27 protein-coding genes and 1 riboswitch are annotated in these 22862 nt (G+C 71.2%); of the genes, 12 read left to right on the forward strand and 15 right to left on the reverse strand.

Annotated elements, in window-relative coordinates:
- Positions 1-85 precede the first annotated feature (85 nt).
- On the forward strand, positions 86-244 hold the full coding sequence (locus OG788_RS08900) for a hypothetical protein (protein ID WP_351535053.1): 159 nt from the start codon (positions 86-88) through the stop codon (positions 242-244).
- Between the two features lie 122 nt (positions 245-366).
- Here the strand turns inward: OG788_RS08900 and OG788_RS08905 are convergent, their stop codons facing one another.
- The 4 genes from OG788_RS08905 to OG788_RS08920 all read right to left on the reverse strand — a co-directional run bounded on the left by OG788_RS08905 (position 367) and on the right by OG788_RS08920 (position 4847).
- Positions 367-1566 carry a sensor histidine kinase gene (locus OG788_RS08905; protein ID WP_406369982.1) on the reverse strand — a complete coding sequence of 400 codons (1200 nt, stop codon included), beginning with the start codon at positions 1564-1566 and terminating at the stop codon, positions 367-369.
- Positions 1567-1915: 349 nt separating this feature from the next.
- Positions 1916-3682: a cation acetate symporter gene (locus OG788_RS08910; RefSeq protein WP_351535048.1), complete on the reverse strand. Its 1767-nt coding sequence runs from the start codon at positions 3680-3682 to the stop codon at positions 1916-1918.
- Between the two features lie 3 nt (positions 3683-3685).
- Positions 3686-4081: a hypothetical protein gene (locus tag OG788_RS08915; RefSeq protein ID WP_351535045.1), complete on the reverse strand. Its 396-nt coding sequence runs from the start codon at positions 4079-4081 to the stop codon at positions 3686-3688.
- Positions 4082-4091: 10 nt separating this feature from the next.
- Positions 4092-4847, reverse strand: a complete 756-nt coding sequence (locus OG788_RS08920) for a LytTR family DNA-binding domain-containing protein (protein WP_351535042.1) — start codon at positions 4845-4847, stop codon at positions 4092-4094.
- Positions 4848-4957: 110 nt separating this feature from the next.
- Here OG788_RS08920 and OG788_RS08925 point away from each other — a divergent pair, with 110 nt between their 5' ends.
- The 5 genes from OG788_RS08925 (at position 4958) to OG788_RS08945 (ending at position 9553) form a co-directional block, all read left to right on the forward strand.
- A complete protein-coding gene (locus OG788_RS08925) occupies positions 4958-5461 on the forward strand; it encodes an Lrp/AsnC family transcriptional regulator (RefSeq protein WP_266756029.1) in 504 nt (167 codons plus the stop codon).
- Positions 5462-5586: 125 nt separating this feature from the next.
- Entirely contained in the window at positions 5587-6399 is an 813-nt protein-coding gene (gene ddaH / locus OG788_RS08930) for a dimethylargininase (protein ID WP_406369985.1), read from the forward strand.
- Positions 6396-7646, forward strand: a complete 1251-nt coding sequence (gene rocD, locus OG788_RS08935) for an ornithine--oxo-acid transaminase (protein WP_406369986.1) — start codon at positions 6396-6398, stop codon at positions 7644-7646. The genes ddaH and rocD overlap by 4 nt, the downstream gene beginning before the upstream one ends.
- A gap of 100 nt (positions 7647-7746) precedes the next feature.
- Positions 7747-8484: a lysophospholipid acyltransferase family protein gene (locus OG788_RS08940; RefSeq protein WP_351535029.1), complete on the forward strand. Its 738-nt coding sequence runs from the start codon at positions 7747-7749 to the stop codon at positions 8482-8484.
- A gap of 55 nt (positions 8485-8539) precedes the next feature.
- Entirely contained in the window at positions 8540-9553 is a 1014-nt protein-coding gene (locus OG788_RS08945; RefSeq protein ID WP_406376710.1) for an NAD-dependent epimerase/dehydratase family protein, read from the forward strand.
- Positions 9554-9621: 68 nt separating this feature from the next.
- Here OG788_RS08945 and OG788_RS08950 read toward each other — a convergent pair whose 3' ends face one another.
- The 9 genes from OG788_RS08950 to OG788_RS08990 all read right to left on the reverse strand — a co-directional run bounded on the left by OG788_RS08950 (position 9622) and on the right by OG788_RS08990 (position 16895).
- A complete protein-coding gene (locus OG788_RS08950; protein WP_406369988.1) occupies positions 9622-11232 on the reverse strand; it encodes an alpha/beta hydrolase in 1611 nt (536 codons plus the stop codon).
- Positions 11233-11385: 153 nt separating this feature from the next.
- Positions 11386-12183, reverse strand: a complete 798-nt coding sequence (locus tag OG788_RS08955) for an urease accessory protein UreD (RefSeq protein ID WP_406376711.1) — start codon at positions 12181-12183, stop codon at positions 11386-11388.
- A complete protein-coding gene (gene ureG / locus OG788_RS08960; RefSeq protein WP_351535023.1) occupies positions 12180-12857 on the reverse strand; it encodes an urease accessory protein UreG in 678 nt (225 codons plus the stop codon). Before ureG ends, OG788_RS08955 begins: the two co-directional genes overlap by 4 nt.
- Positions 12858-12978: 121 nt before the next feature.
- A complete protein-coding gene (locus OG788_RS08965) occupies positions 12979-13653 on the reverse strand; it encodes an urease accessory protein UreF (RefSeq protein ID WP_406369990.1) in 675 nt (224 codons plus the stop codon).
- Entirely contained in the window at positions 13653-15374 is a 1722-nt protein-coding gene (locus OG788_RS08970) for an urease subunit alpha (RefSeq protein ID WP_406369992.1), read from the reverse strand. The genes OG788_RS08965 and OG788_RS08970 overlap by 1 nt, the downstream gene beginning before the upstream one ends.
- Positions 15367-15678: an urease subunit beta gene (locus tag OG788_RS08975; RefSeq protein WP_351535015.1), complete on the reverse strand. Its 312-nt coding sequence runs from the start codon at positions 15676-15678 to the stop codon at positions 15367-15369. The genes OG788_RS08970 and OG788_RS08975 overlap by 8 nt, the downstream gene beginning before the upstream one ends.
- A 16-nt stretch (positions 15679-15694) precedes the next feature.
- Complete coding sequence (locus tag OG788_RS08980) at positions 15695-15997, reverse strand: urease subunit gamma (protein WP_351535013.1); 303 nt, start codon at positions 15995-15997, stop codon at positions 15695-15697.
- Between the two features lie 316 nt (positions 15998-16313).
- The gene (locus tag OG788_RS08985) at positions 16314-16523 is read right to left on the reverse strand and encodes a hypothetical protein (protein ID WP_406369995.1); all 210 of its coding nucleotides are present in this window, start codon (positions 16521-16523) and stop codon (positions 16314-16316) included.
- 93 nt (positions 16524-16616) lie between these two features.
- On the reverse strand, positions 16617-16895 hold the full coding sequence (locus OG788_RS08990; RefSeq protein ID WP_266756051.1) for a type II toxin-antitoxin system Phd/YefM family antitoxin: 279 nt from the start codon (positions 16893-16895) through the stop codon (positions 16617-16619).
- A 190-nt stretch (positions 16896-17085) separates the two neighbouring features.
- Between OG788_RS08990 and OG788_RS08995 the strand changes: the two genes are divergently transcribed.
- The 3 genes from OG788_RS08995 (at position 17086) to OG788_RS09005 (ending at position 19041) form a co-directional block, all read left to right on the forward strand.
- Positions 17086-17721, forward strand: a complete 636-nt coding sequence (locus OG788_RS08995; protein ID WP_406369996.1) for an ATP-dependent Clp protease proteolytic subunit — start codon at positions 17086-17088, stop codon at positions 17719-17721.
- Positions 17722-17728: 7 nt separating this feature from the next.
- On the forward strand, positions 17729-18034 hold the full coding sequence (locus OG788_RS09000) for a hypothetical protein (protein WP_351535007.1): 306 nt from the start codon (positions 17729-17731) through the stop codon (positions 18032-18034).
- A 366-nt stretch (positions 18035-18400) separates the two neighbouring features.
- Positions 18401-18564, forward strand: a riboswitch (cyclic di-AMP (ydaO/yuaA leader).
- 3 nt (positions 18565-18567) lie between these two features.
- Positions 18568-19041, forward strand: coding sequence for a C40 family peptidase (locus tag OG788_RS09005; protein WP_266756057.1), 474 nt, complete (start codon positions 18568-18570; stop codon positions 19039-19041).
- 150 nt (positions 19042-19191) lie between these two features.
- Here the strand turns inward: OG788_RS09005 and OG788_RS09010 are convergent, their stop codons facing one another.
- Entirely contained in the window at positions 19192-19875 is a 684-nt protein-coding gene (locus tag OG788_RS09010; protein WP_406369998.1) for a LysE family translocator, read from the reverse strand.
- Positions 19876-20001: 126 nt separating this feature from the next.
- Here OG788_RS09010 and OG788_RS09015 point away from each other — a divergent pair, with 126 nt between their 5' ends.
- Positions 20002-20940: a LysR family transcriptional regulator gene (locus OG788_RS09015; RefSeq protein ID WP_406370000.1), complete on the forward strand. Its 939-nt coding sequence runs from the start codon at positions 20002-20004 to the stop codon at positions 20938-20940.
- A 141-nt stretch (positions 20941-21081) separates the two neighbouring features.
- On the opposite strand, the gene OG788_RS09020 is transcribed toward OG788_RS09015, so the two are convergent.
- The gene (locus OG788_RS09020; RefSeq protein WP_351534998.1) at positions 21082-21540 is read right to left on the reverse strand and encodes an ATP-binding protein; all 459 of its coding nucleotides are present in this window, start codon (positions 21538-21540) and stop codon (positions 21082-21084) included.
- 211 nt (positions 21541-21751) lie between these two features.
- Here OG788_RS09020 and OG788_RS09025 point away from each other — a divergent pair, with 211 nt between their 5' ends.
- Complete coding sequence (locus OG788_RS09025) at positions 21752-22609, forward strand: helix-turn-helix domain-containing protein (protein WP_406370002.1); 858 nt, start codon at positions 21752-21754, stop codon at positions 22607-22609.
- 12 nt (positions 22610-22621) lie between these two features.
- Entirely contained in the window at positions 22622-22846 is a 225-nt protein-coding gene (locus tag OG788_RS09030) for a DUF397 domain-containing protein (RefSeq protein ID WP_406370004.1), read from the forward strand.
- Positions 22847-22862 lie beyond the last annotated feature (16 nt).

Raw genomic sequence — 22862 nt, forward strand, 5'->3', positions numbered from 1 at the left:
CCCTGGCGAACCTCGTCCCTCCGGGTGAAAATGGCCCCAAAGGCCACGGCCCGCGTCGCGGACCCGCCTGGAGGAGGGTGTTGCGATGCCCGGTACGACGAAGACGATGGGGGTGCTCACCGTGGGCGGGCTCGTCATGGTGACGGCCTACACGGTGGCGCTGGGCAGTAACGGCTGGCTGTGGTTCGGCTGGGTCGTACTCGGCCTGATCACGTTGGGGATGGTGGCCTCACGCAGCGCCTGAGCCCCGCTACCGCTCCGGCCGCGCAGTTCCCGGGGTCGCGCCCGCGGCCTCGGCCGGGAGTCCGCAGGGCCCCGGCCCACCGCCTCGGCCACTCCCCGGCCCCGGACCGCCGTCCGCGCCGGTCATGGTCGGCGTGCCGCCGAGTGCACGCCCGGCTGGTATTTGGGGAGCCGGGCGGTGATCTTCATTCCCGCCCCCACCGCGGTCTCGATGACGAGGCCGTGATCGTCCCCGTACACCTGGCGCAGCCGTTCGTCGACGTTGGAGAGCCCGATCCCCCCGGAGGGGCTGCCCTCTCCGGACAGGATGCGGCGCAGCCGTTCGGGGTCCATGCCGGCGCCGTTGTCCTCGATGACGACCAGTGCCTCGGCGCCCGCGTCGCGCGCGGTGATGCTGATGTGGCTCTTGTCGGTCTTGCCCTCGAGGCCGTGTTTGACGGCGTTCTCCACCAGGGGCTGAAGGCAGAGGAAGGGCAGCGCGACCGGCAATACCTCAGGCGCGATCTGCAGGGTGACGGACAGCCGCTCGCCGAAGCGGGCCCGGACGAGCGCCAAGTAGTGATCGATGGCGTGGAGTTCGTCGGCGAGGGTGGTGAAGTCGCCGTGCCTGCGGAACGAGTAGCGGGTGAAGTCGGCGAACTCCAGCAGGAGTTCGCGGGCGCGCTCCGGGTCGGTGCGGACGAACGAGGCGATCACGGCGAGCGAGTTGAAGATGAAGTGCGGGGATATCTGGGCGCGAAGTGCCTTGATCTCGGCCTCGATCAGCCGGGTCCGTGACTGATCGAGGTCAGCGAGCTCCAACTGGACGGAGACCCAGCGCGCGACCTCGCCCGCGGCGCGTACGAGGACGGCCGACTCACGGGGCGCGCAGGCGACGAGCGCTCCGTGCACCCGTTCGTCGACGGTGAGCGGTGCGACGACGGCCCAGCGCAGCGGACAGTCGGGCTCGTCGCAGGTCAGCCGGAAGGCCTCGCCCCGGCCGGTTTCCAGCGGGGCACCGAGCCGTTCCATGATCTCGGTGCGGTGGTGGGCCCCGACACCGTCCCAGACGAGGACCGTCTCCTGGTCCGTGAGGCACAGCGCGTCCGTGCCGAGCAGGGTGCGCAGCCGCCGGGCCGACCGGCGGGCCGTCTCCTCGGTGAGTCCCGCGCGGAGCGGGGGCGCGGCCAGCGAGGCGGTGTGCAGGGTCTGGAAGGTGGCGTGCTCGACCGGCGTGCCGAGCCCGCCGAGGCTCTCGGGCCGCGCGGTGCGCCTGCCGAGCCAGAACCCGGCTGTCAGCAAGGGGAGCACGGCGACACAGAGCCCGGCGAGGAATCCACTCACCCGGTCACCGCCCCGCCCGCGAGACCGCGCGCGAACGTCCGCCCCGGCGAGCGTCGGTCACCACCGCGGCCGCGGAGCCACGCCCGTACCACCGTCGGTCCCGCCCTGCCCCGGGCAAGAGACTCACCTCGCACTCCGGTCACCCCCGCTCGCGAATCCGCGCCCATGCGACCGCCTCGGCGACCGCCGACCTGTCGCACCCCCGCAGGGGCCCTCACACCGCGGCCCGGCCTCCGGCCCACCCGCACAGCCGTAGCCGTGGCCGTAGCCGCGCAGCCCTCTCGGAGGCCGCCGCCCTGCCACACGCCCGGCGAACACCCCTCACCTCGTATCCCGTTGGCCGAATCCCTCATGCACCGGACTCCTTCGCGCCCGCGGCCGCGCTCGCTGTCCCGCTCACGGCCGCGCGGATCTGGCCGTCCGTGAGTTCCTCCGGGAGGTGGAAGCGGGCCAGGATCGCCGCCGTCCCGGGGGGTACCCGGGTGGCGGTGGCCAGGGACACCAGCACCATGGTCACGAAGCCGAGCGGCACCGACCAGAGCGCAGGCCAGGCGAGCAGCGCGTGCAAGGGCCCCGTGCCCGGATAGCCGGCCATGGTCGCGCCGACGGCGACGAGTGCCGCACCGCCGCCGACGAGCATTCCGGCGGCCGCCCCCGGCGGGGTGAGCCGCCGCCACCAGATGCCCAGCACCAGCAGCGGGCAGAAGGAGGAGGCGGACACGGCGAACGCGAGCCCCACCGCGTCGGCGACGGGCAGCCCGCCCACCAGCACGCTCGCGGCGAGCGGCACGGCCATCGCCAGCACGGTGCCGAGCCGGAAGTGCCGTACGCCGCGGGAGGGCAGCACGTCCTGGGTGAGCACGCCCGCGACCGCCATGGTCAGTCCGGACGCGGTCGACAGGAACGCGGCGAAGGCGCCGCCCGCGACGAGCGCCCCGAGGAGGTCCGCGCCGACTCCGCCGATCATCCGGTCGGGCAGCAGGAGTACGGCGGCGTCCGCGTCGCCGGTGAGGCTGAGTTCGGGGGCGTACAGGCGGCCCAGCGCTCCGTAGACGGGCGGGAGGAGGTAGAAGGCGCCGATCAGGCCGAGGACGGCGACGGTGGTGCGGCGGGCGGCGACACCGTGCGGGCTGGTGTAGAAGCGGACGACGACGTGGGGCAGCCCCATGGTGCCGAGGAAGGTGGCGAGGATCAGCCCGTAGGTGGCGTACAGCGGGCGTTCCTCCCGTCCGGCGGCCAGCGATGTCGACATGGCGCCGTTGCTGCCGCGGTCGGCCGCCGGGACCGGGTCGCCCTGCGCGAAAGTCAGCCGGGTACCGCGCTCGATGTGGTGGGAGCCCGGCGGGAGCCGGACGCGTGTGTCCTCGTACCGGCGGCCGTCGACGGTGCCCGTCGCGGTGACGGTCAGCGGCCGGGACAGCTTCAGGTCGAGCGTGGCGTCGACCTGGACGAGGCGCCGCTCGCGGAAGGTCGGGGGTTCGTCGAAGGCGTCGCGGGGGGTGCCGTGGGACTGCCAGGCGAGGATCAGGAAGAGCGCGGGGACCAGGAGGGCGGTGAGCTTGAGCCAGTACTGGAAGGCCTGGACGAAGGTGATGCTGCGCATGCCGCCGGCGGCGACCGTGGCCACCACGACGACGGCGACGAGCACCCCGCCGAACCAGTCGGGCGCGTCGGTCAGCACCGCCAGCGTCAGCCCCGCGCCCTGTAGTTGGGGCAGCAGATAGAGCCAGCCGACACCGACGACGAAGGCCCCGGCGAGCCTCCTGACCGCCTGGGAGCCGAGCCGGGCCTCCGCGAAGTCCGGCAGCGTGTAGGCGCCGGAGCGGCGCAGCGGAGCCGCGACGAAGAGGAGCAGGACGAGATAGCCGGCGGTGTACCCGACGGGGTACCAGAGCATGTCGGGGCCCTGGACGAGAACCAGGCCGGCGATGCCCAGGAAGGAGGCGGCGGAGAGGTATTCGCCGCTGATCGCGGCCGCGTTGAGCCGGGGGCCGACGGTGCGCGAGGCGACGTAGAAGTCGGAGGTGGTCCGGGAGATGCGCAGCCCGAACGCGCCGACCAGGACGGTCGCGACGACGACGAGGGCGACCGCGGGAACGGAGTAGTTCTCGTTCACGGTTCAGCGGTCCTCGACCAGGCGCACGAAGTCCTTCTCGTTGCGCTCCGCCCGCCGTACGTACCAGCGGGCGAGCAGCACCAGCGGCGGGTACACGCAGAAACCGAGGACGGCCCATTCCAGGGTCGCGCCGTCCGGCATCGCGGCGAAGACCAGCGGGAGCGGGCCGACGAGCAGCACCAGGACGGCGAACACCGTCAGCGCCACGCGGAGTTGACTGCGCATCAGGGACCGGACATAGGTGTGGCCGAGGGTGGTCTGTTCGTCGATCTCGGTCCTCGGCCGGTAGGAGCCGGACGCCTGGGGGTAGCGCCCGCGCGAGCGAAGCCGAGCGTGAGGGAGGGTGCGCCGGGGTGCTCCGGTGACGGTCACGCGGCGTTCGGTGGGGTCCTGCGGCACGCCGTCCTCCTCAGCTCGTGGTCCGGCGCAGCAGCAGATCGCGCAGCTGGCGGGCGTGACGGCGGCTGACCTGGAGTTCGACGGAGTCGACGAGGACGCTCACCGCGCCCGCGTCCAGGCGGAGTTCGCCGATGTGGCGCAGCGCGACGAGGTGGCGCCGGTGGATACGGACGAAGCCGCGGGGACGCCAGCGTTCCTCGAGGGTGGACAGCGGGATGCGCACCAGGTGGCTGCCCTGCGCGGTGTGCAGCCGGGCATAGTCGCCGTGCGCCTCGACATGGGTGATGTCCTCGACGGCCACGAAGCGGGTCACTCCGCCGAGTTCGACGGATATGTGGTCGGGGTCGGGCTCGTGGACGGGGATCAGGGGTGCGGTGCCCCGCAGCTGGACGGCCCGCCGTACCGCCTCGGCGAGCCGTTCGCGGCGTACGGGCTTGAGGACGTAGTCCACGGCCTTGAGGTCGAAGGCCTGCACGGCGAAGCCCTCGTGGGCGGTCACGAACACGACGAGCGGCGGCTGGGCGAACCCGCCGAGCAGCCGGGCCAGGTCGAGCCCGTCCAGGCCGGGCATGTGGATGTCGAGGAAGACGACGTCGATCGCCTCGGGCCCGCCGGGTCCGGACTCCAGGGCCCGGTTGATCCGGCGCAGCGCCTCGGTCGCGTCGCTCGCTCCCTCGGCGCTGCCGACCCGGGGATCGGCGTTCAGCAGATACAGGAGTTCCTCGAGGGACGGTTGTTCGTCGTCGACGGCGAGCGCGCGCAGCATGAGAGTGGAGTGTAAGAGCGATTGCCACGGCTGGACATGTGCGGGACATGGACGTCGTCCCCGGCGTCGTCCCCGGCCGGGTGGAGGCTGTCGCTGGATACAGTGCGGCCATGAACAGCAAGCCCGCGATGTTCGACGAGCTCGACCGCAAGATCATCACGGCTCTGATGGCCAATGCCCGGACGAGCTTCGCGGAGATCGGCGCGGCGATCGGGCTGTCCGCGACGGCGGTCAAGCGCCGGGTCGACCGGCTGCGCGAGACGGGCGTGATCACCGGGTTCACGGCCACGGTGAAGCCCGTGGCGCTCGGCTGGCGCACGGAGGCGTACGTCGAGGTGTACTGCGAGGGTGCGGCGCCGCCCCGGCGGCTCGCGGAGGTGGTGCGCAACCATCCGGAGATCACCGCGGCGATGACGGTGACCGGGGGCGCGGACGCGCTGCTGCATGTGCGGGCCGTCGATGTGGAGCACTTCGAGGAGATCCTGGAGCGCATCCGGGTGGAGCCGTTCATCCGGAAGACGATCAGCTACATGGTGCTGTCCCATCTGCTGCCCGAGGCTCCGGAGGCCGGGGCGACATACGCAGCCCCGGACGACGCAGGAAACGTGCGCTGACCCAGCCGATCACGCAGCAGTACTGCGTATACGCGCAGCTCTCGACGCTTGTCGCCCGTATCCCCCGTTTCTTACCGTGGAGGCATCCCACCAGCCGACACCGCAGGAAGCGGAGGAACCTCTCTGTGCCCGACAGCCGTGTGCCGCGCCCTCGGCGCTTTCTCGTCTGCGAACCCAGACACTTCGCCGTGCAGTACGCGATCAACCCCTGGATGCGTCCCGACACCCCCGTGGACGTCGATCTCGCGCGCGATCAGTGGCACGCGCTGATCAGCGCCTATCGCGCGCACGGCCACACCGTCGACTCCGTCGAACCGGTCGCCGGTCTTCCCGACATGGTCTTCGCCGCGAACTGCGCGCTCGTCCTTGAGGGCCGTGTCTTCGGCTCGTCCTTCCACGCGCCGGAGCGCCGCCCCGAGTCCACCGCGTACGAGACCTGGTTCAAGGCGGCCGGTTTCGACGTCTACCGCCCCGAGTCGGTGTGCGAGGGCGAGGGGGATCTCGTCCCGACGCGCCGGTACGTCCTCGCGGGGACCGGATTCCGCACGACGCCCGAGGCCCATCGCGAGGTCCAGGAGTTCTTCGGCGTCCCCGTGATCAGCCTTCAGCTGGTGGACCCGCTCTTCTACCACCTGGACACCGCGCTCTTCGTCCTCGACGACGACAACATCGCCTACTACCCGGAGGCCTTCTCGCCGGGCAGCCGCGAGGTGCTGGCCCGGCTGTTCCCGGACGCGGTTCACGCGACCCGCGACGACGCCTTCGCCTTCGGCCTCAACTCGGTCTCCGACGGGCGTCATGTCTTCATCGCGCCGCGCGCCGAGGCCCTCGCCGATCAGCTCGTCCGCCACGGCTACGTCCCCGTCCCCGTCGACCTCTCGGAGTTCCAGAAGGCCGGCGGAGGCATCAAGTGCTGCACTCAGGAGATCCGTTCATGACCGCTCCCGCCCGTACGACTGCGTCCGCCGTCGCCGGTACGCGCAGCTCCGACGAACTGATCCGGGCCGAGGCTCCCGTCCTGGCGCACAACTACCACCCGCTGCCCGTGGTCGTCGCGCACGCCGAGGGCAGCTGGGTCGAGGACGTCGAGGGCGGCCGCTACCTCGACATGCTGGCGGGCTACTCGGCCCTCAACTTCGGCCACCGCAACCCGGTGCTGATCGAGGCCGCGCACCGCCAGCTCGACCGTCTCACCCTCACCTCGCGGGCCTTCCACAACGACAGGCTGGCCGGATTCGCCGAGTCCCTGGCCGAGCTGACCGGCCTGGACATGGTCCTGCCGATGAACACGGGCGCGGAGGCGGTGGAGAGCGCCATCAAGGTGGCCCGCAAATGGGCGTACGAGGTGAAGGGCGTCGAACCCGACCGGGCCACCATCGTGGTGGCGGCGGACAACTTCCACGGCCGTACGACCACGATCGTCAGCTTCTCCACGGACGAGACGGCCCGTACCGGCTTCGGCCCCTTCACGCCCGGTTTCCGGGTCGTGCCGTACAACGACCTGGCCGCCCTCGAAGCGGCGATCGACGAGACGACGGCCGCGGTGCTGCTCGAGCCCATCCAGGGCGAGGCGGGCGTGGTCATCCCGGACGACGGCTATCTCGCCGGCGTCCGCGAGCTCACCCGCCGCACCGGCTGTCTGTTCGTCGCGGACGAGATCCAGTCCGGCCTCGGGCGTACCGGCACCACCCTGGCGGTGGAACACGAGTCGGTCGTCCCCGACCTCCTGCTGCTCGGCAAGGCGCTCGGCGGCGGCATCGTGCCGGTCTCCGCGGTCGTCGGACGCCGGGACGTGATGGAGGTGCTGCGCCCGGGTGAGCACGGCTCCACCTTCGGCGGCAACCCGCTGGCCGCGGCGGTCGGCTCGGCGGTCGTCGGGCTGCTGGAGACCGGTGAGTACCAGCGCAGGGCGGCCGAGCTGGGCGTCCTCCTGCGGGACGGGCTGACGGCCCTGGTGGGCCGGGGTGTCGAGGGCTTCCGCTCGCGCGGGCTGTGGGCGGGCGTCGACATCGACCCCTCCATCGGCACGGGCCGCGAGATCAGCCAGGGCCTGATGGACGAGGGGATTCTGGTCAAGGACACGCACGGTTCGACCATCCGGCTGGCGCCGCCGCTCACCATCACGGCCGAGGAACTCCAGTCGGCTCTAGGGGCCCTTGAGAAAGTGCTGACGCAAGGGGTCTGATACCGGCCAAGAGGCCACAGAGGGTGACACCGCACTGGTTACGCCCGGCGACGGCCGCGCCTACACTGATCGCTCCCCGGGGGAAATGAGGAGCGCCCCAGTGTTTTATTACGTGCTCAAATATGTGCTTCTGGGTCCACTGTTGAGACTGGTCTTCCGGCCTCGGATCGAGGGCCTTGAGCACATTCCGTCGTCGGGCCCGGCCATCGTGGCCGGCAACCACCTGTCCTTCGCGGACCACTTCCTGATGCCGGCGATCCTGAAGCGCCGGATCACCTTCCTCGCGAAGGCCGAGTACTTCACCGGGCCCGGTATCAAGGGGCGGCTGACGGCCGCCTTCTTCCGCGCCGTCGGCCAGATTCCGGTGGACCGCTCCGGCAAGGAGGCGGGGCAGGCCGCGATCCGCGAGGGGCTCGGCGTACTGCGCAAGGACGAGCTGCTCGGCATCTACCCCGAGGGCACCCGCTCGCACGACGGACGGCTCTACAAGGGCAAGGTCGGCGTCGCGGTGATGGCCCTGCGGGCCCAGGCCCCGGTCATCCCCTGCGCGATGATCGGCACGTTCGAGGCGCAGCCCCCGGGCAGGAAGCTCCCGCGGATCCACCCCGTGGTGATCCGCTTCGGCAAGCCGCTCGACTTCTCTCGCTACGCCGGGATGGAGAACGAGAAGGCCATCCTGCGCGCCATCACCGACGAGATCATGTACGCGATCCTGACCCTCTCCGAGCAGGAGTACGTCGACCGGTACGCGGCCGTCGTCAAGGCGGAGGAGGCCGCGGAGAAGGCGGCGGAGAAGGCCGAGGCAGGGCGCAAGTTTCCTCGTATGCCGCTAAGTTGACCCAACGGGGAACTCATACGTACGTCCTGTACGTTTCTTACGTATGAGACGTGCTGTGGTGATCGGAGCGACAGGGCAGATCGGGCGCGCGGCCGTGGACGCGCTCGCACGGGACGGCTGGGACGTGACGGCCGCGTCGCGCGGCGGCGGCCGCGACGGCGGCTGGCCCGCCGAGGTGCGCACGGCCGCGCTGGACCGGGACGACGCCACCGCACTGGCCACGGCGGTCGGTGACGGCTGCGACGCGCTGGTCGACATCGTGGCGTACGGAGCCGGCCACGCACGGCAGTTGACGGCGCTCGCCGGCCGGATCGGCTCGGCGGTCGTCATCTCCAGCGTGTCGGTGTACGAGGACGGCAAGGGGCGCGGTTTCGACACCCAGTCCGAGCCGGACGGCTTCCCCGCGTATCCGGTGCCGATCCCGGAGAGCCAACGGACCGTCCCGCCCGGCGAGTCCACGTACAGCACGCGCAAAGTGGCCCTGGAGAGTGAACTCCTCGCGGCGGGCGACCGGTTGCCGACGACGCTGCTGCGGGCGGGCGCCGTCCACGGCCCGTACGGCCGCACACCCCGCGAGCTGTATGTCGTCAAGCGCAATCTCGACGGCCGCCGCAGGCGGATCCTCGCGTTCGGCGGCGCGAGCCGTTTCCATCCGGTGAGCGTCCACACCCTCGCCGAGCTGATCCGCCTGGCCGCCGCGCGACCGGGCTCGCGCGTCCTCAACGCGTGCGACCCCGAGGCGCCGACCGTCGCGGAGATCGCGCGGGCCATCGACACGGTGATGGGCGCCCGGACGGAGGACGTCCTCGTCGACGGGCCTCCCCCGTCCCCCACCGTGGGCGACACCCCTTGGTCGGTCCCCCAGCCCGTGATCTGCGACATGAGCGCCGCCGAGCGGGAGTTGGGGCATCGCCCCGTGATCCGGTACGCCGACACGCTCCCGGAGACGATCGCCTCGATCGAGCGGCAGCTCGCGGGACGGGACTGGCGTGAGGCGTATCCCGCGATGTTCAGGAACTACGGGGATCTGTTCGACTACGCGGCCGAGGACGCCTGGCTCGCGTCCTGAGGCGGCGATGTGACACGTACGACCGAGGGGGCGGCCGGTCGGACCGGCCGCCCCCTCGCGCAGCGGGACTACGGCTGCGGAGTGGCGTGCGGCGCGCACGTCACGTCGGCGGCGTCCGTCTTGCCGGTGAGCAGGTAGGAGTCCACCCGCCCGTTGATGCACGGGTTGACCAGACCGGTCACACCGTGCGAGCCCGCGCCCTGCTCGGTGATCAGGCGGGAGCCCTTGAACCGCTTGTGCAGTTCGACGGCGCCGACGTACGGCGTGGCGGCGTCATTCGTGGACTGCACGATCAGGACGGCCGGCAGACCCTTGCCGGTCCTCACGTTCACCGGGGTCTGCTGCTTGACCGGCCACGTGGCGCACGGCAGGTTCATCCACGCGTTCGCCCAGGTCATGAAGGGATACTGCGCGTGGAGCCGTGTGTTGTCCCGGTCCCACTTCTTCCAACTGGTGGGCCACTGGGCGTCGGTGCACTCGACGGCCGTGTACACGGCGTTGCCGTTCTCCGAGGAGATGTTGCCGGCCGTGTCGGACAGGTCGGGGGACGCGGCGTCGACGAGCGCCTGGGTGTCACCCGCGACGTACTTGCTGAACACCGAGGCGACCGGCACCCACGACGAGTCGTAGTACGGGGCGCTCTGGAAGAAGGAGATCAGCTCGGCGGGGCCGACGACGCCGCCCAGCGGGCTCTTCTTCGCGGTGGCGCGCAGCTTCAGCCACTGGTCCTGCACCTTGGCGCGGGTGTCGCCGAGGTGGAACGTGGCGTCGTTCTTGGCGACCCAGTCCTCCCAGTCCTTCCAGCGGCCCTCGAAGGCGATGTCCTGCTCCAGGTTGGCCTGGTACCAGATGTTGTCGCGCGCCGGGTTGACGACGCTGTCGACGACCATGCGGCGCACGTGGCCCGGGAACAGCGTGCCGTAGACGGCGCCGAGGTACGTGCCGTACGAGACGCCCAGGTAGTTGAGCTTCTTCTCACCGAGCGCGGCCCGGATGACATCGAGGTCGCGTGCCGTGTTGGGCGTGGTCATCTGCGCCAGCACGGCCTTGCCGCTGCGCTCGGCACAGCCGTCCGCGTACGCCGCGGCCAGCTTGCGCTGGGCTCGCTTGTCGGCCTCGGAGTCCGGGACCGGGTCCGCCTTGGGCGCCTTGACGAACTCCTGCGGGTCGATGCAGGAGATGGGCGCCGAGTGGCCGACACCACGCGGGTCGAAGCCCACGAAGTCGTAGGCCTTGGCGGTGTTCGCCCACAGCGGGCTCTTGGTGGTGACACGGCGCGGGAAGCGCATGCCCGAACCGCCGGGGCCGCCCGGGTTGTAGACGAGCGCGCCCTGGCGCTCCTCCTTGGTACCGGTGTTCCCGATGCGGTCCACGGCCAGCTTGATCTGCTTGCCGTAGGGGCGGGCGTAGTCCAGCGGCACGCTGACCCAGCCGCACTGGATCGGCTTCTCGAAGCCCCAGTCCGCCGGGCAGTCCTGCCAGTCGATCCCGGCCTTGGCGGCCCGCTCGGCGGCGACGGCCGCGCCGCGCTGCTCGCGGCTCTGACCGTAGCCCTGACCGTGGCGCGAGTCGGCGGTGGCCGACGGGGCCGCGACGGCTCCGGCTATCAGGGTCGCCGTGACGAGTGCTCCGGCCGAACCGAGCGCTGTCACCCGTCTTGTCGGTCTCTTGGACCTCAAGTGGGTACCTCCCCGTACATCGTTGCGATTGATACGGGGATCCTTGCCGCTGTGAGGTCCCTGAGAACAGATGTGACCGGGGTTCTTTACTAATCCGATAGCCGGTACGCCTTGTTCCGTTGAGCGGTGAATGTACCGCGAACCAGCCTTCGTTCAACGGCTGTTGACTTCAGGCGCGCGCGGACTGCCGGTCTCAGCGAGTTCACGCAGCGCCCCGTCCAGCACCCGGCGCAGCAACAGCGCGTCGGGGGCGAGTGCCGTCACCAGCACGGCGGGCCCGGCCAGCGGGGTCAGCGCGGCATACTCTCCCAGCAGTCGCGCCGACGGCATCTCCTTTTCGAACTCCGGTCGTACGACGACGAGTTGCCCGATGGCCCGATGGCCCGCCAGGACGGCGGGCCCGTCCCAGCCACCGGGTGCGCCGGGACCGCACGCCAACTCCTGGTCGAGCAGGGCCCGGCCGTCGCGTCGCACGGTGAGACGGCTGGTGAGCCGCCCGGGTTCCTCACCCACCCGCCCGAGAACCTGCTCCTCCCGGAAGACGAGCCGGGCCCCGAGCCCGAGGTCGACGCACGAGGAGACGGACAGTTCACTGCCACCGGCGGAGATCAACTGCTCCGGCAGCCACACCAGTTCGCCTCCGTCGGCGACATCGAGGCGCACGTCGTAGCGGGCCTCGCCCTTGGCCTGACCCGGCAGGGCGATGGTGGCCGCCGCCGAGCCGACCCGCAGTCGCGCGCCCGGACCGACCCGCGCCTCGACGGTGAGGTGATCGCCGCCGAGCGGTCCGCTCATCGCCCCGACCAGCATCACGGTCGCCTCGGACCCGCTGCTCCGCACCCGGCGCAGGGCGAGCGGCCCCTCCCCGTCCAGTACGGGCAGCGACGTCCCGCCCCGCCCGTCGTCCCGCGCCTCGATCCGCGCGGTGGCGCGCACCCCCGCCGTCGTCATGCCGTCCACGCGCTGAGCCGTTCCCGCACCCAGCCGGCGACCGCCGTGACCCCGCCCTCGGTCCGCAACGACTGGAAGACCACGGGGAGTTCGGCCCGCTGCGCCTTGGCGTCGGCCGCCATCCGGCCCAGGTCGGACCCGACGTACGGTGCCAGGTCGGTCTTGTTCACGACGAGCAGGTCGGCCGTCGTGACACCCGGCCCGCCCTTGCGCGGGATGTCGTCCCCGCCCGCGACGTCGATCACGAAGATCTGCGCGTCGACCAGCCCCTTGGAGAAGGTCGCGGTGAGGTTGTCGCCCCCGGACTCCACGAGGATCAGATCCAGCGGCCCGATCTCGTCCTCCAGGTCCTCGACCGCCTCGAGGTTCGCGGAGATGTCGTCCCGGATCGCCGTGTGCGGACAGGCGCCCGTCTCCACGGCCGTGATCCGCTCGGGCGGCAGCACCGCTTCCCGCAGCAGGAACTCGGCGTCCTCGCGGGTGTAGATGTCATTGGTGACGACGGCGAGGGACAGCTCGTCGCGCAACGCCCGGCAGAGCGCGGCGACGGTGGCGGTCTTCCCCGAACCGACGGGGCCACCGAGCCCTATCCGCAGGGCACGGCGCGAGCCGTCGGGGCGGTGGGCGTCGGCGCTGATCGCGGACGGCCCGTGGTGCGTGTGGTCGAGGTGCACGGTACGGCTCCAACTTCATTCGGTCCGCGCCGACGCGAGGCGGCCTGTCCGGCGTTCACGGACCGGGCCGTTCGGGCCGACGGCGGGGGTGTGGGGGCGGCTGCCCCGGAAGCGAGGACTCCTACGACGCGAAGAGGCGTACCGGCCAGGCCGCGTGTGCCTCCGCGCTGATCTCCAGCAGCGGTGCCGACGCCGCGGGCAGCGCCTCGACCCCGTCGTCGAGAGCCCGCCGCGCCGCACCGGCCGCGGCGTGGGCGACGACGTCGAGTTCCGGTGCGAGGCGGGCCAGTACGGCCGTCGCGTCGAACGGATCGAGACTCAGCAACCGCACCGTCGCCGACGCCGGCCCGCTGACGCACTCGTACGCGGAGCAGTACGCGGCGTCCTCGGGCCCCAGTCCGGCAGCGCGCGCCGCCACACCCAGTACCACCGGCTGATGGGAGCCCTTGGGGAACTCCCGTGCCAGCGCGTCCAGTTCGGCGGAGGGCCAGGTCGCCCTGGCCGCCCGCATGAGCTGCCGTCCGAGCCGACGCGCGGCGGCCCGCAGCGCCGGCGAGGGCGTGCGGGCGTCGGCGGCCGCGTCCAGGGCCGACGGATCGATCCCGAGCGCACCCGCCGCGGCCAGTGCGGCCGCGACGAGTCCGGTCGTGTGCAGCCGGCCCCTGCAGAAGTCCTCCAGGGTCGCCGCTCCGGTGATCCGCCCGGCCTTGACGGCCGCCTCGGCCCCGCCGGAGTGCGCGTGCCCTCCGGCGGGAAAGCGGCCGTCGGCCAGGACGAGAAGCGCTGCCCGGGACATCAGAAGAGGAAGTAACGCTGGGCCATGGGCAGTTCGGCGGCCGGAGTCGCCTCGACGAGTTCGCCGTCGATGTGCACGGCGAAGCTGTCGGGGTCGATCCGCACCTGGGGCCGTGCGTCGTTCTCCCGCATGTCGGCCTTGGTGACCGCCCGCGTCGAGTCGATGGCCACGAACCGCTTGCCGAGCGAGAGCCGTTCCGGGAGCCCGTCCTCGATGGCGAGCGGCGCGACGAAGTTGAACGAGTTCGCTGCCGGGGCCCGCCCGATCGCTCCGAACATCGGCCGGGGCAGGATCGGCTGAGGCGTCGGGATCGACGCGTTGGCGTCGCCCATCTGCGCGTACGCGATCATTCCGCCCTTGATGACGAGGTGCGGCTTGACCCCGAAGAACGCGGGCTCCCACAGCACGAGGTCGGCGAGCTTGCCGGTCTCGACGGAGCCGATCTCCCGCGCGAGGCCCTGGGCGAGCGCCGGATTGATGGTGTATTTGGCGACATAGCGACGGACCCGGTGATTGTCCGCGCGGCCGTCACCGGGCAGCGCGCCCCGGCGCCGCTTCATCACGTGGGCCGTCTGCCAGGTCCGCATGATCACCTCTCCGACCCGGCCCATGGCCTGGGAGTCGGACGAGATGATCGAGATGGCACCGAGGTCGTGCAATATGTCCTCGGCGCCGATGGTCGACGGCCGGATCCGGGACTCGGCGAAGGCCAGGTCCTCGGGCACCGCCGGGTTCAGGTGGTGGCACACCATCAGCATGTCGAGGTGTTCCTCGGCGGTGTTGACGGTGTAGGGCCGCGTCGGGTTGGTCGAGCTGGGGAGCACGTACGACTCGGAGACCACGGACATGATGTCCGGCGCGTGCCCGCCGCCCGCACCCTCGGTGTGGTACGCGTGAATGCCGCGTCCGCCGATCGCCGCGAGGGTGTCGGCGACGAACCCGGCCTCGTTGAGCGTGTCGGTGTGGATGGCGACCTGGATGCCGGTGCGGTCGGCGACGGTGAGCGCCGCGTCGATCGCGGCGGGCGTCGAGCCCCAGTCCTCATGGATCTTCAGGCCGAGCGCGCCGCCCCGGATCTGCGACAGCATCGCCTCGTGCGAGACGGTGTTGCCCTTGCCGAGCAGACCGAAGTTGAGCGGATACCCCTCCATCGCCTCCAGCATCCGGGCCAGATGCCAGGGGCCGGGTGTGACGGTGGTCGCCTTGGAGCCCTCGGCGGGGCCGGTACCGCCGCCGACGAGCGTCGTGATGCCGGAGGCGAGCGCCTCGTCGGCGATCTGCGGACAGATCAGATGCACGTGCGCGTCGATGGCGCCCGCCGTCAGGATCCGCCCGTTGCCCGCGATGATCTCGGTCTCGGGGCCGATCACCAGGTCGGGGTGGACACCGTCCATGGTGTCCGGGTTACCGGCCTTGCCGATACCGGAGATCCGGCCGTCACGGATGCCGACGTCGGCCTTGACGATCCCCCAGTGGTCGATGATCACGACACCGGTGACGACCGTGTCCGGGGTGCCGTCTGCGCGCGTAGCGCGCGCCTGGCCCATGGATTCCCGGATGACCTTGCCGCCGCCGAACACCGCTTCGTCACCGGCGAGTCCGGGACCGCCGGAGCGGTCCTCCTCGATCTCGATCAGCAGGTCGGTGTCCGCGAGGCGGATGCGGTCGCCGGTGGTCGGGCCGAACAGGTCGGCGTACACGGCACGCGAGATCTCAGGCATCGAGGGGACCTCCGGTCTCACCGCGCAGGCCGGGCACCACACGGGCGCCGGCGAGCGGGACGAGTTCGACGTCGACGGGGATCCCGGGCTCGAAGCGCACGGCCGTGCCGGCGGCGACGTTGAGCCGCTTGCCGCGCGCGGCGGCGCGATCGAAGTCCAGCCCGGGGTTGGCCTCGGCGAAGTGGTAGTGGGAGCCGACCTGGACGGGGCGGTCGGCGGCGTTGAGCACGGTCATGCGGGTGACCTCACGGCCCTCGTTGAAGACGACGGGCTCATCGGCGAAGAGGATCTCTCCGGGAATCATGGCGCTCGCTCTCCCGTCAGACGATCGGGTCGTGGACGGTGACGAGCTTGGTGCCGTCCGGGAAGGTCGCCTCGACCTGGACGTCGTGGATCATCTCGGGGATGCCCGACATGACGTCGTCCCGGGTGAGGATCTTGCGCCCGGAGGACATCAGCTCGGCGACGGTACGGCCGTCGCGGGCGCCCTCGAGGATGTGCGACGTGATCAGGGCGACGGCCTCGGGGTGGTTCAGTTTCAGCCCGCGGGCCCGGCGCTTCTCGGCGACGTCGGCGGCCACATGGATCAGCAGCCTCTCCTGCTCGTGCGGGGTCAATTGCACGGCGTCCCACCTCACATCCTCGCTCCGGACCGTGCGGGGCCCGGTGGCCGCAGCCACCAAAACCCCTGGTGGCGTGGATGCGCACGCTAGTTGGCCGGAGTTTCGAGGACGTTAACCAGCCTGTGATCCTTCCGGGGCCGATCGGCCGGACACCGCCACCCACGAGCGACCGCCCCGCTTCCCCGGTTCCGCCTCGCCCGCCCGCGCCGACACCCCGGAGAGCCACGGCCCCGGAGCGGACCGGACCGTATACGGGATACCGCAGGGGCGAGGGCGAGGGCGCAGTCGTGGTCCACAGTCACGGTCCGGGTCGCGGTCATGGCCGTGGTCGTGGTCGTGGTCGTGGTCCACGGTCACGGTCCGGGTCGCGGTCATGGCCGTGGTCGTGGTCGTGGTCGTGGTCGTGGTCCACGGTCACGGTCCGGGTCGCGGTCATGGCCGTGGCCGCGATCCTGGTCACGGTGACGGTCGCGATACCGGTCACGGTCGTGGTTGCCGTCCCGGTCGTGGTGGCGTTTCCGGTCACGGTCGAAGTGCCGCTGCCGCGGACGCGTGCCGGGCCGAATCGTCGGCGGACACCCCACGGGCCACGCCGGGAGCCGAGCCGAGCCGCCGGCGGCTAGGAAGCGCTGGGCCCCCGGTGCTCCGCGGCGATGCCGAACCGCTGACGTTCGCGGGGCGCGGACGCGACCTCGCGCACGCTGGACAGCGCGCTGATCACCTGCTCGTCCGCGGGCTCCTGAAGTTCTTCGAGGCGCTCCAGGTCGGCGGCGGAGACCAGGGCGACGAGCGGCTTGCCGTGCCGCGTGACGACGACGCGCTCCCCGCCGTACACGACGCGATTGATCAGTTCGGCGAGCTCAGCCCTGGCTTGCGTCACCGGAATCTCGTAGGCCATGACGTCCAGCTTAGACCGGGCCCGGCGGCACCACGGGGTGCGCAAGATCCCGCCGCCCGGCGGGAGAGGGCGCCGCCGGACGGCCTCCCGGTCCGGCGGGCCGCCGTTTCGCTCTCAGCATGGCCCCCTTCCCCAGTGACGTACGTCCTGTACATTTTTTACATACGCCGAACCAGAGGAGGCGCTCGACATGACCAGCCCGTCCGCCCGCCATGTCCTGCCCGAGTTCACCGAACGCACCAGCACGGGGCACCGGACGCAGGATCCGTACTCGAAGCTGCTCAGCGAGCGGATCGTGTTCCTCGGGACGCCGATCGACGACATCTCGGCGAACGATGTGATGGCCCAGTTCATGTACCTCGAACACCAGGCGCCCGAGCAGGACATCTCGCTCTACATCAACTCCCCCGGCGGCTCCTTCAGCGCGATGACCGCGATCTACGACACGATGCAGTTCGTGACCTGCGACGTCGAGACGATCTGCCTCGGTCAGGCGGCCTCGGCCGCCGCCGTCCTGCTGGCCGGCGGCACTCCGGGCAAGCGGCTCGCCCTGCCGGGAGCCCGCGTCCTCATCCACCAGCCGTCGGTCCCGGAGCCGATCCAGGGGCAGGCGAGCGATCTGGCCATTCAGGCCGACGAGTTGGTGCGCACCCGCGAGACACTGGAGGAGATGCTCGTACGGCACACGGGACAGAGCCCGGAACGGGTCGCGGCGGACATCGAGCGGGACAAGATCCTCGACGCGCCGGCGGCGCTGGCCTACGGGCTGATCGACCGGATCGTCCCGAGCCGCAAGGTCGCGCGCGACACTCCCGGCGCGAGGTGAGCGGCCGATGATCCCGGACCTCCCGCCGCTGCCCGCGCTGACCCGCGCCGAGGCCGAGCTGATCGACCGCTACCTCGACGTGGTCGACCTGGTCGGCCGTATCAACCCGGCCCGCCCCGGAGACACCTATCGCGGCCTGAGGGCGGCTCAGGCGCTGGTCGGCAAGGCGGTGGCCCTGCGGGACGCCCTGACACTGATGCACCAGCGGGGCGAGAGCGAGGTGCACGCCCCGACCCTGGCGCAGGCCCTGCGGGTTCTCGACGGGGAGCGGCGAGCGGCCCGGGTCACCGTGCCGCCCGATTCCGGAAGTTGACGCACCCACATCGGAGCCGACACGCGCCACGACTCCGCGCCGTCCGGCCCGGGACTCAAACGGACCGGATGGTGTACCCCCCGATGGCGTAGAGAACGATCCTTTCTGCGACCCCTTCAAGTTGCGCAACACGCGGAGCAGAAAGGCGGGATGAGCCCTTCGTCGCAGGTGCGGGCATGGTCGGTGTCCCCAACACCCCCTCGAACGGAGGGGTGTCCACCCGAACGGGTGAGTGGTGAGTAAGCCCACAAAACACCGGTTCCGCTCGGATTTTCCGACACTGATGAGTGAAGATCCCTTCCGACGACAAGCCCCCGCCACAGCGGCGGGGCGGTCCGGGCGGACGCCGAGTCCTGCCGCCGCCCGGATGACCGGTCGACAGATGTGCATCGGCAGGAGTGGAGGACCCAGCACGACGGTCCGCCGGAGCGATCCGGGCGGACCTTGGGGTGAAGCCGCGTCAGCGGCCGGGCAACTTCGCCAGCCCGAATCCGACAGGTCATCCTTCACAGGCGGCTGACGAAGGGTTGCGCATGACTGCGCTCAATCGTGTCCCGTCGCTGTGGACCCGGGCCGGTACGGCCTCGGCGCTCACCATCGCCGCCGTGGGCGGCAGCCTCGTGGTCCCCGGCGTCGCACCCGACGCCCAGGCGGCCACGCCTGCGACGAAGGCACTCCAGGTCGCGGCGTCCAAGCACGGCTCCCCGTACAAGTGGGGCGCCACGGGACCGCACCGCTTCGACTGCTCCGGGCTCACGCTCTACTCGTACAAGAAGGCGGGCAAGAAGCTGCCTCGTACGGCCGCGGCGCAGTACAACAAGACGCACCATGTCTCGGCCTCGCACCGCAAGGCCGGTGACCTCGTGTTCTTCCACTCGGGCCGGAACGTGTACCACGTCGGCATCTACGCCGGGAAGGGAAAGATCTGGCACTCCCCGAAGACCGGGGAAGTGGTGAAGCTCCAGAAGATCTGGACGAGAAGCGTCTGGTACGGCAGGGTCAGCTGACTCTGCCCCCGGGGCGGCGGCCCACGCCGCCGCCCCGGGGCCACCTGCCGCGTGAACCGTGTGCGACCCGGCCCCGACCGGTTTCTGATTCCCCATGACCACCGGCCACCGACCAGGCCCGCACGCCCGCCTCGCGACGAGACGTCCGGGTCAGCTCCTCAACGGCTCCAGCACCAGGACGAGGCCCAGAACGGTGAGGGCGCCGCCGGTGACCGCCTCCACGGCGCGCGCGGCCCGCGGCCCGCGCAGCCACCGTCCGAGCCGGTCCACGAGCAGCGCGACCGCCGGGAACCACAGCAGGGCCAGAACGACCACGATGAGCGCCAGGAGCAGCGTCCGCGGCATCGCCGGGCTGCCCGCCGGAACGAACTGCGGCAGCAGGCTGAGAAACGTGATGGGCGCCTTCGGGTTGAGCGCGTTGGTGACGAAGCCCTGCCGCAGCGGACGCGTGCCCGGGTCCGCCTCCCCCACCGCCCTCGCGCGCGGGCCCTCCTCCCCCGCCACAGCCTCTCCCGGACGCGGGTCCACCCCGTCGGACGCCGCCTGACGCGGACGCCCCAGTGAGCGCAGCGTGCGCAGGCCCAGGTACAGCACATAGGCGCCGCCGAGCAGCTGGAGCGTCCGGAACAGCGCCGGTACGGCGGTGAGGACCGCGGCGACCCCGGCGACGGCCAGCGCGGTGTGGAGCAGCAGCCCGCCCGCGATGCCGAGGGCGCACGCGACCCCGGCCCGGCGCGAGACGAGGGCGTTGCGTACGACGACGGTGAAGTCCGCGCCCGGCATGGCGACCATGCCCGCGGCGACGCCCGTGAAGGTGACCAGCTGTGCGTCCATGCCCCCAGGCTGCCCGGTCCGGGCCTTCAGCAGGTATGTCGAATATCCTGGGCAGGTCTTAAGCATTCGTATAGACCGGACGGTCCTTCGCGTCCGGCGCGGTGCCGCCGGACCCGGGAGGAACCGATGTACGACCCGACGCGACTCGCGGCGCTGGTGGCGGTCGCCGAGGCGGGGTCGATCACTAGGGCCGCCGAACGCCTCGGGTACACCCCGCCGGCGCTGTCCCAGCAGGTGGCGAAGCTGGAGCGGGAGGCGGGGGCGACGCTGCTGGTGCGCTCCCATCGCGGGACACGGCTCACCGGGGCGGGCGAACTGCTGGTGGCACGGGCCCGCCGGGTCCTCGACGAGATGGAGCTGGCCCGGCACGAACTGGCCCGGCTGGCGGGACTGTCGGGCGGCACACTGCGGCTCGGCACCTTCCAGACGGCGGGCATCCATCTGCTGCCGCCCGTGCTCAGCGCCTTCCGCCGGGCCCACCCGGACGTGGAGCTCACGGTCGCCGACTACGAACCTCCGCACGGCATCGCGGCGGTGGCGGCCGGCGAGGTGGACCTGGCCCTCACCCACACCTACCAGCCCGCCGCACCGGTTCCGCTTCCGTCGTCCGTGGGCGTCGAGCCGGTCCTGGTCGAGGAACTGGTGCTGGTGACCGCTCCCGGTCACATCCTCGCGGGCGGATCGGCGCGGCTGCCGCTCGCCGAGCTCGCCGGGCAGCCGCTGATCAGCATGGCCCCGGACCATCCGCCCCGGCAGGGCGTGGAGGCCGCGCTGGCCCGGGCGGGTGCCACGCCTGCGGTGCTCGTCGCGACTCCGGGGTACGCGCTGGTGTGCGCGCTGGTCAGCGCCGGGCTCGGGATCGCGGTCGTGCCGGAGATGGTGGCGGCGACCGCGGCGACGCCGGTGGGGACGCGGTCGCTGGAGCCGGGAGATCTGCGCCGTACGATCTCGGTCGTCCACCGGACGGATGTGACGGCCCCCGCGGCCGACGCGTTCCGTGCCCTGCTGCGCGGTGCCTTCGGACGGGCCGGACAGCACCGGCTCGGCCATCGCGCGGAAGGCTAGGGCCTGCCCGAAGGCCCGGTCGGAATCGCCTCTCCGAAGGGCCTTGTCCGAAAGGCCTTGTCCGAAAGGCCTTGTCCGAAAGGCCTGTCCGAAAGGCCGGTCCACCGACCCGCTCCGAAACGGCCTCTCCGAACGCGGGCGCTATGGCTCTTGCGGGCCCCCGGCCGTCACCGGCTGGACCGGTACCGTCCACGGGAGTTCGATGGAGACCGTCTTGCCGCCCTCCCGGGTCGGCCGGACGGTGAGTCTGCCACCGCATTCGGCGGCCAGCCAGCGGATGATCACCATGCCACGGCCGTTGTCCTGCTGAACAGCCGCGGGCAGCCGCTTCGGAAAGCGCGGATGACTGTCGGTGACTCCGATGCTCAGGTGCTCCTCCCGGTCGAGACGTACGTCGACCGTGAAGGTGGGCGACTGCCCGAACGTGTGCTGGACGGCGTTGGTAGCCAGTTCGGACACGATCAGCCGTACTGTGTCGGCGACTTCGGAGTCGCACGGCAGGCCCCATTCGGCCAACACCTCGGCGACGAATTTACGGGCCGTGGAAACCGAGACGGGTTCGCTCCGCAGCGTGACGGATGCTTCCTGGTGATCTGCCATGGCGACGTCGTCCCTTTCCCACGGGACCGGAGCCCGACACCGAGCGGACGGTTCGAGTACGGTCCCGGACTGGTGCTTGCGCCAGACTGCCATTACCGGGCGGGTCACGGGTGCGATCCACCGGGTAATGCATATATCTGTCGCTCGATGCGGTGAACTCTGCGTCGGCAGAGCGTATTCGGGCGACTTGGAGGGGGTAAGGAGAACCGCCATGCAGCACGGTCCCGCGGTGCGCCGCCGCAAGCTCGGCGCCGAACTGCGCGCGCTGCGCGCGGGCTCGGGCCTCACGAGCGGCCAGGCGGCCCGCCAGCTCGGCTGGCACCAGTCGAAGGTGAGCCGCATCGAGACCGGCACCAGCGGGGTGAAGCCGGCCGATGTGGAACGCCTGTTGGACGCGTACGGCGTCGAGGATCAGGAACTGCGCCAGCTCCTCGTCGTGTTGGCGGGGTCCGAGGGCAACGGCCGTCATCACTGGTGGCACGCGTATCGCGGGGTGCTCCCGCCCGCGTACCGCGACTTCATCAGCCTGGAGTCGGGGGCCAGCGGCATGCGCACCCTGGAGACCTCCGTCGTACCCGGGCTGCTGCAGACGCCTGACTACGCCCGAGCGGTGACGCGGGCCGCCGTGGACGGACTGGAGGAGAGCAAGCTCGACGCCCTGGTCGAGGTGCGTCTGGCCCGGCAGGACGTGCTGCGTTCGGACCCGCCGCTGAGGCTGTCCGCGGTGCTGGACGAAGCGGTGTTACGGCGGGAGGTCGGCGGTCCCGAGGTCATGGCACGCCAGCTGTGCCGGCTGCGCGAGGCCGCCACCCTGTCTCAAGTACGGCTGCAGGTACTGCCGTTCGCCGCCGGAGCCCACATCGGAGTCACTGGGCCTTTCGTTATTTTCTCATTTCCGAACACAACTGATCTGGATGTGGTTGTTCTCGACCACTTGACGAGTAGCCTCTACCTCGAGCGGAAAGAAGACCTCCAGGCCTACACCGAGGCCTTCAACGCCCTTCAGTTCCACGCCCTTTCGCCCGAGGACTCGTTGGACTACATCGCCGGGATAGCTGACGGCGCGTAAGGAGGCACCCCCATGTCCGCAATGCCTCGGTACGTACCCTCCAGTACCTCACTGCACGGCGTGCGATGGCTGCGCAGCAGCCGCAGCACGGGAATGAACAACTGCGTCGAGACGGCACGCCCGGGCTCCGGGCCCTGGTCCGGAATGGTCGCGGTACGCGATTCCAAGAACCCGGCCGGACCCGCCCTGCTGTTCGCCCCTGGCGTCTGGGAGGGGTTCATCACCGGACTGAGCTGACCCGCACAGCACACCG

Origin of the sequence: Streptomyces sp. NBC_00647 (assembly GCF_045207245.1) — a bacterium.
Taxonomy (GTDB): Bacteria; Actinomycetota; Actinomycetes; order Streptomycetales; family Streptomycetaceae; genus Streptomyces.